General features: G+C 69.9%; 5 protein-coding genes and 1 pseudogene. 4 read left to right on the top strand and 2 right to left on the bottom strand.

What is annotated here, in order from left to right:
- Positions 1-122: 122 nt before the first annotated feature.
- The 3 genes from QH283_RS05875 (at position 123) to QH283_RS05865 (ending at position 1,654) form a co-directional block, all read left to right on the top strand.
- Positions 123-668, top strand: a complete 546-nt coding sequence (locus tag QH283_RS05875) for a carboxymuconolactone decarboxylase family protein (RefSeq protein WP_280501996.1) — start codon at positions 123-125, stop codon at positions 666-668.
- 106 nt (positions 669-774) lie between these two features.
- Positions 775-1,152: a VOC family protein gene (locus QH283_RS05870; RefSeq protein WP_280501995.1), complete on the top strand. Its 378-nt coding sequence runs from the start codon at positions 775-777 to the stop codon at positions 1,150-1,152.
- Positions 1,153-1,231: 79 nt separating this feature from the next.
- On the top strand, positions 1,232-1,654 hold the full coding sequence (locus QH283_RS05865) for a PPOX class F420-dependent oxidoreductase (protein ID WP_280501994.1): 423 nt from the start codon (positions 1,232-1,234) through the stop codon (positions 1,652-1,654).
- A 125-nt stretch (positions 1,655-1,779) separates the two neighbouring features.
- Here QH283_RS05865 and QH283_RS05860 read toward each other — a convergent pair.
- Positions 1,780-2,469, bottom strand: a pseudogene (locus QH283_RS05860) (polysaccharide deacetylase family protein).
- A gap of 112 nt (positions 2,470-2,581) precedes the next feature.
- A complete protein-coding gene (gene lpdA / locus QH283_RS05855; protein WP_280501993.1) occupies positions 2,582-3,985 on the bottom strand; it encodes a dihydrolipoyl dehydrogenase in 1,404 nt (467 codons plus the stop codon).
- Positions 3,986-4,408: 423 nt separating this feature from the next.
- Between lpdA and QH283_RS05850 the strand changes: the two genes are divergently transcribed.
- A partial coding sequence (locus QH283_RS05850; protein WP_280501992.1) for a prolyl oligopeptidase family serine peptidase occupies positions 4,409-6,001 on the top strand: 1,593 nt, incomplete at its 3' end.

The raw sequence follows: 6,001 nt of genomic DNA, 5'->3' as shown, positions 1-6,001 counted from the left end.
CCGGGCAATGCCGCCCAAACCCCCCGCTGCGGTTACACCCCCCCGCGCGGGGCCCTGGGGGTCGGCGCGGCGCCCGGGCCGGCGGCGCCGCCGCACCGATCCGACGGCGGGAGGCAGCGACGATGGCGTCCATGTCACAGGCACGGATCGAACCGGGCCGGTTACGGGAACTCGGCCCGGTCAACTGGCTCGTCTGGCGGGTGCTCTCGCGCGCCGCGGGCACCGCCGACGCCCAGCTGTTCAGCACCCTCGGCCGCACCAAGGGCTTGTTCCGCGGCTGGCTGCACTTCTCCGGCAAGCTCATGCCGGGCGGCAGGCTCTCGCGCCACGAATCCGAACTGGTCATCCTGCGCGTGGCCCACCTGCGAGCCTGCGAATACGAGACCGACCACCACATCCGCCTTGGCAGACGCGCGGGCGTCACCCCGGAGATCCTCGACCGGATCCGCACCGGCCCCGCGGACCCGGCCTGGTCGGACCGGCACCGCGCCCTGCTGGCCGCCGTCGACCAACTGGTCACCACCCGCGACATCGACGACGCGAACTGGTCCGCGCTGGCCGCACACTACGACGAGCGCCGCCTGATCGAGATCGTGCTGCTGATCAACCAGTACGAGGGTCTGGCCGCCACCATCACCGCGCTGCGCATCCGCCGCGACCGGTTCTGACCCCAGCGAGACCGGGACTCCCGAAAAAATTTCGCGTGCCGGGAGTAACCGTACGATGTACGGTGTACTACGTACGGAGTTGCCCGAGCCGACCCATGGAGCCGCCTTGCCGATCACCTCGTCCGCCCTGTCCCTGAACGTCGCCGACCCCGCCGCCTCCGCCCGTTTCGTCACCGACCACCTCGGCTTCACCGAGCAGATGGCCGCCGAGGGCTTCGTCTCCCTCGCCCGGCCCGACGCCGGGATGAACCTCATCTTCCTGCGCACCGGCCTGTCCACCTTCAAGCCCGCCGAGATCGCGGGCGCGGCGGGACAGGGGTTGCTCGTGGTGTTCGTCGTCGACGACATCGACGCCGAGTACGAGCGACTGCGCGGCGAAGGCGTCCCGATCGTCACCCCGATCGAGACCGAGGAGTGGGGCGAGCGCTACTTCCAGATGCGCGACCCCAACGGCATCATCTTCCAGCTGGTGCAGTGGGTCTGATCCCACCCGGGAGGGCCGCTCACCCCGGGCGGCCCTCCGCGCCGGGAACGCATCCACCCGGTATCCGGTTGTACCGGCCATGGAACTGACCAACGCCATCGAATTCGCCCGCGGCACGAAGAATTCCGTGCTCACCGCCCTGCGCCGGGACGGCCGTCCCCAGCTCTCCAACGTCCTGCACGTGATCGACGAGGCGGGCGACATCCTGATCTCCATCACCGCCGACCGCGCCAAGTACCACAACCTGCGCCGCACCCCCTGGGCCGCCCTGCACGTCACCTCCCCCGACTTCCGCTCCTATGTCGTCCTCGAATGCGACGTCACCCTGACCGAGGTCGCCACCGACCCGCACGCCCCCGGCATCGACGCTCTCGTCACCTACTACCGCACCGCCGCGGGCGAACACCCCGACTGGGAGGACTACCGCCGCGCCATGGTCGCCGACCGCCGCGTCCTGGCCCGCCTCATCCCGACCCGCGCCTACGGCCTCCTCCCCTCCTGACCCCGCCGGGGCGGGTTCATCGTCACCGCGCCCGAGCCGCCCATCGGGCAGCCCTCGCCTCCGGGCGCGGGCCGTCACCGAGCACACCCGCGGATGCCGGACGATGGGGCGAGCTCCGCTCGCGCTCAGTGACCGAGGAGGTCGGAGACGGTGACGAAGCGATAGCCCTCGGCGCGCAGGTCCTCGACGATGCGGGGGATGGCGGCGAGGGATTCGGCGCCGTTGCCGTACATGACGTGCAGCAGGATGATCGAGCCCGGGCGGGTCTCGCGGACGGCCTGGGCGGCGATGGTCTCGGCGGTGGCGGTGACGCCGGAGTCGGGTTCGACGTCCCACATGACAGTGGTGCGGTCGTGGTCGGCGAGGTAGCGGGGCAGGGAGAGCAGTTTCTTGCCGTAGGGCGGACGGAAGGTGATCGGGCCCTGGTAGCCGATGGCGCGCAGCGCGGTGTCGGTCTTCTCCACCTACTCGCGCACGGTGCCGGGGGTGACGAAGACCAGGCGGCGGTGGTTGTAGGTGTGGTTGCCGAGTTCGTGGCCTGCGGCCAGGATGGCGCGGGCGTGCTCGGGGCGGGCGTCGACGTCGCGGCCGTTGAGGTAGAAGGTGGCGGGGACGTCGAGCTCGGACAGCACCCGCAGCACCTCGGGGGCGCGGTCGCTCGGGCCGTCGTCCAACGTCAGGGCGACGACCTTCTCCTCGGTGTCGACACGGTCGACGAGGTCACCGGCGAGCTGGTAGGTGCGGGAGCTGATGAGCTGGTAGCCGCCGACGGCGAGCAGAACGACGATCACCAGTCCGAGGGCGACACGATCCATCCCTTACGATGCATCCGGCCATACAAGCACATCGGGCGCGGCCGCGCGAACCGGTGAGACGACGGCAGCGCCCGGCCCCGTCAGGAGCACAGGCGCTGCCGCGCAAGGGTTTTCAGAAATTGATCATGTGGCCGGCCAGGCCGTGGATGGCCTCCTGCAGCGCCTCGCTCAGCGTCGGGTGGGTGTGCACGTTGCGGGCGAGTTCGTTGACCGTCAGGTCCCACTTCTGGGCCAGGGTCAGCTCGGGCAGCAGCTCGGAGACGTCGGGGCCGATCATGTGGCCGCCGAGCAGTTCGCCGTAGCGGTTGTCGGAGATGAGCTTGACGAAACCGGTCGGGTCGCCGAGGCCGTGCGCCTTGCCGTTGGCGGTGAACGGGAAGGTCGCCACCTTCACGTCGTAGCCCTCGGCGCGGGCCTGCTCCTCGGTGAGGCCGAAGCTGGCCACCTGCGGCTGGCAGAAGGTGGCGCGCGGCATCATCCGGTAGTCGCCCAGGGTCTGGGTCTCGGCGCCGCCGATGGTCTCGGCGGCAACCACGCCCTGCGCCTCGGCCACATGCGCCAGCTGGAGCTTGGCGGTGACGTCGCCGATGGCGTAGATGTGCGGCACATTGGTGCGCATGTGGTCGTCGATGGCGATGGCGCCGCGCTCGGTCAGCTCGACGCCGGTGTTCTCCAGGCCGTAGCCCTCCACGCGGGGCGCGAAGCCGACGGCCTGCAGCACCTTGTCCACGGTGACGGTCTCGACGGCGCCGGACTTGTTGTCCTTGATGGCGACGGTGACCTTGGCGCCGTCGTCGTCGATGGACTGCACGGCCGCACCGGTGGTGATGGTGATGCCGAGCTTCTTGTAGGCCTTGGTGATCTCCTTGGAGACGTCGGCGTCCTCGTTGGGCAGCGCGCGGTCGAGGAACTCCACGATCCGCACGTCCACGCCGTAGTTCTTCAGGACGTAGCCGAACTCCATGCCGATGGCGCCCGCACCAACGATGAGGATCGAGCCGGGCAGGTCACGGGTGGTGATCTGCTCCTCGTAGGTGACCACGTTCTTGCTCAGCGAGGTGCCGGGCAGCAGCTTGGTGACGGTGCCGGTGGCGATGATGACGTTGTCGAAGGTGATCGACTCGGCGCCGCCCTTGGTCAGCTCGACCGAGAGGGTGTTCGCGTCGACGAAACTGCCCTTCCCGTCGTACTCGTCGATCTTGTTCTTCTTCATCAGGAAGTGGACGCCCTTGACCCGGCCGTCGGCGACCTTGCGGCTGCGGTCGAACGCCGCGCCGAAGTCGAAGCTGACGTCGCCGGAGATTCCGAACGTCTTGGCTTCCTTGTGGAAGATGTGGGCGAGCTCCGCGTTTCGCAGCAGTGCCTTCGAGGGGATGCAGCCCACGTTCAGGCACACGCCACCCCAGTATTTCTGCTCGACGATCGCTGTTCGCAGGCCGAGTTGTGCGGCGCGGATCGCGGCGACGTAACCGCCGGGACCAGCACCGAGAACGACGACATCGTAGTGGGAAGTCACGGTGTCGAGCCTAACTCCGCCGCCGCGAGTTCACCCACCGCGCCCCCGGATCGGTGAGATCGCTGCCACATGCCGGAAAGCCGTCGAGCACCGAGCGGGCGCGGGCGCGCCGGACGACTGATGCACGTCGGCTATCGACATCGGTCGGGACCGCGGCGGCGACACGGCGTCCACGTCCGCGAGGTCGCGGACCAGGCGGAAACGGCCGTCGGCCCGGGCGGCGCGGCGAGATCTGGACCGCAGCTGTTCGCCCGCGCCGGTTTCCGCGCGACGTGCGCGGCTGCCGGAATGCCCGGCCGCAGCCATGCCCCGCACGAATCCCGCGCGAGCGCGGGCAAATCCTCGGCTGCCGCGCACCCGGCGCGTCGCGCGCATCGGCCGACCGCGCACACGGCGGCCGATCGGCTCGGACACAATATGGGGATGAGCGGCGTGGAGCACAACGTGACCGATCCCTATCTGTGGCTCGAGGAAGTGACCGACGAGCGCGCTTTGGACTGGGCGAGAGCCCACAACGACGTGGTCGCGCGGCGCTTCGCGGCCACCGAGCGCTTCGCCCGGCTCGAACAGCGCATCCTCGACATGCTCGACACCGATACCAAGATCGCCTATCCGGGCAGGCGCGGGCGGTGGCTCTACAACTTCTGGCGCGACGCCGACCACCCGCGCGGGCTGTGGCGGCGCACCACCTTCGAGGAATACGCGAGTCCGGCTCCGCGCTGGGACGTGCTCATCGACCTGGACGCCCTCGCCGAGGCCGAGGGCGAGAACTGGGTGTGGGGCGGGGCGGCCGTGCTGCGTCCCGAGCAGCACCGCGCGTTGATCAGCCTGTCCCGCGGCGGCGCGGACGCCAAGGTGGTGCGCGAGTTCGACATCGAGGCGCGCCGGTTCGTCCCGGCCGAGGAGGGCGGCTACGTGCTGCCCGAGGCCAAGTCCGAGATCCGCTGGATCGACGAGGACCAGGTGTATGTGGGCACCGACTTCGGGCCGGGCTCGCTGACCGACTCCGGCTACCCGCGCATCGCCAAGCGCTGGCGCCGCGGCACCGACCTGGCCGAGGCGGAGCTGGTCTTCGAGGGCGAGCCCACCGATGTCGCGGTCTCGGCCGGTTACGACCGCACCCCCGGCTACGAGCGGCATTTCGTCGGCCGGGCCACCGACTTCTTCAACGAGGAGGTCTACCTGATCGAGCCGGACGGCACCGCCCGGCTGCTGGACGTGCCGACCGACGCCAGCGAGTCCTGGTACAAGCAGTGGCTGCTGGTGCGGCTGCGCTCGCCGTGGCAGGTGGGCGGGCAGACCTACCCCACCGGCTCGCTGCTGGTCACCGACTTCGAGCGCTTCCTGGCGGGTGAGCGCGACTTCCGGGTGCTGTTCTCCCCCGACGCGCACACCTCCCTGCACGGCTACGGCTGGACCGAGAACTATCTGCTGCTGATCACCCTGCAGGACGTGCAGACCAAACTGCACGTGCTCACCCCGGGCAGCTGGACCGTCGAGCCGCTGGCCGACACCCCGCCGATGGCCACCACCAGCGTCATCAACCTCGACCCGCTGGAGGGCGGCGACGAGTTCATGCTCACCACCAGCGGTTTCACCACTCCGGCGACGCTGCTGGCCGGATCGGTGGGCGGGCCGACCAGGGTGCTGGCGCAGGAACCGCAGTTCTTCGACGCCGAGGGCATCGAAACCGAGCAGTTCTTCGCCACCTCCGACGACGGCACCCAGGTGCCCTACTTCGTGATCAGGCACCGCGACCTGCGCGGCACCCCCGGTCCGGCGGTCATGTCCGGCTACGGCGGCTTCGAGGTCTCGCGCACCCCCGCCTACAGCGGCGCCTCCGGCATGGGCTGGCTCGAGCGCGGCGGCACCTGGGTGATGACCAACATCCGCGGCGGCGGCGAGTACGGCCCGGAGTGGCACACCTCGGCGCAGAAGGAGAACCGCCACCGCGTCTACGAGGACTTCGCCTCGGTGGCACAGGATCTGGTGGCCAGGGGCATCACCACCCCCGAT

The organism is Nocardia farcinica (assembly GCF_029867845.1).
Classification (GTDB): domain Bacteria; phylum Actinomycetota; class Actinomycetes; order Mycobacteriales; family Mycobacteriaceae; genus Nocardia; species Nocardia farcinica_A.
Note: the sequence above shows the minus strand (reverse complement) of the source record. Positions and strands in the feature narration are given on the sequence as shown.

What these genes read in the sequence shown, in the direction of transcription:
- QH283_RS05875 (WP_280501996.1), top strand. Translation starts at nt 123, where the DNA reads ATGGCGTCCATGTCACAGGCACGGATCGAACCGGGCCGGTTACGGGAA.
- QH283_RS05865 (WP_280501994.1), top strand. Translation starts at nt 1,232, where the DNA reads ATGGAACTGACCAACGCCATCGAATTCGCCCGCGGCACGAAGAATTCC.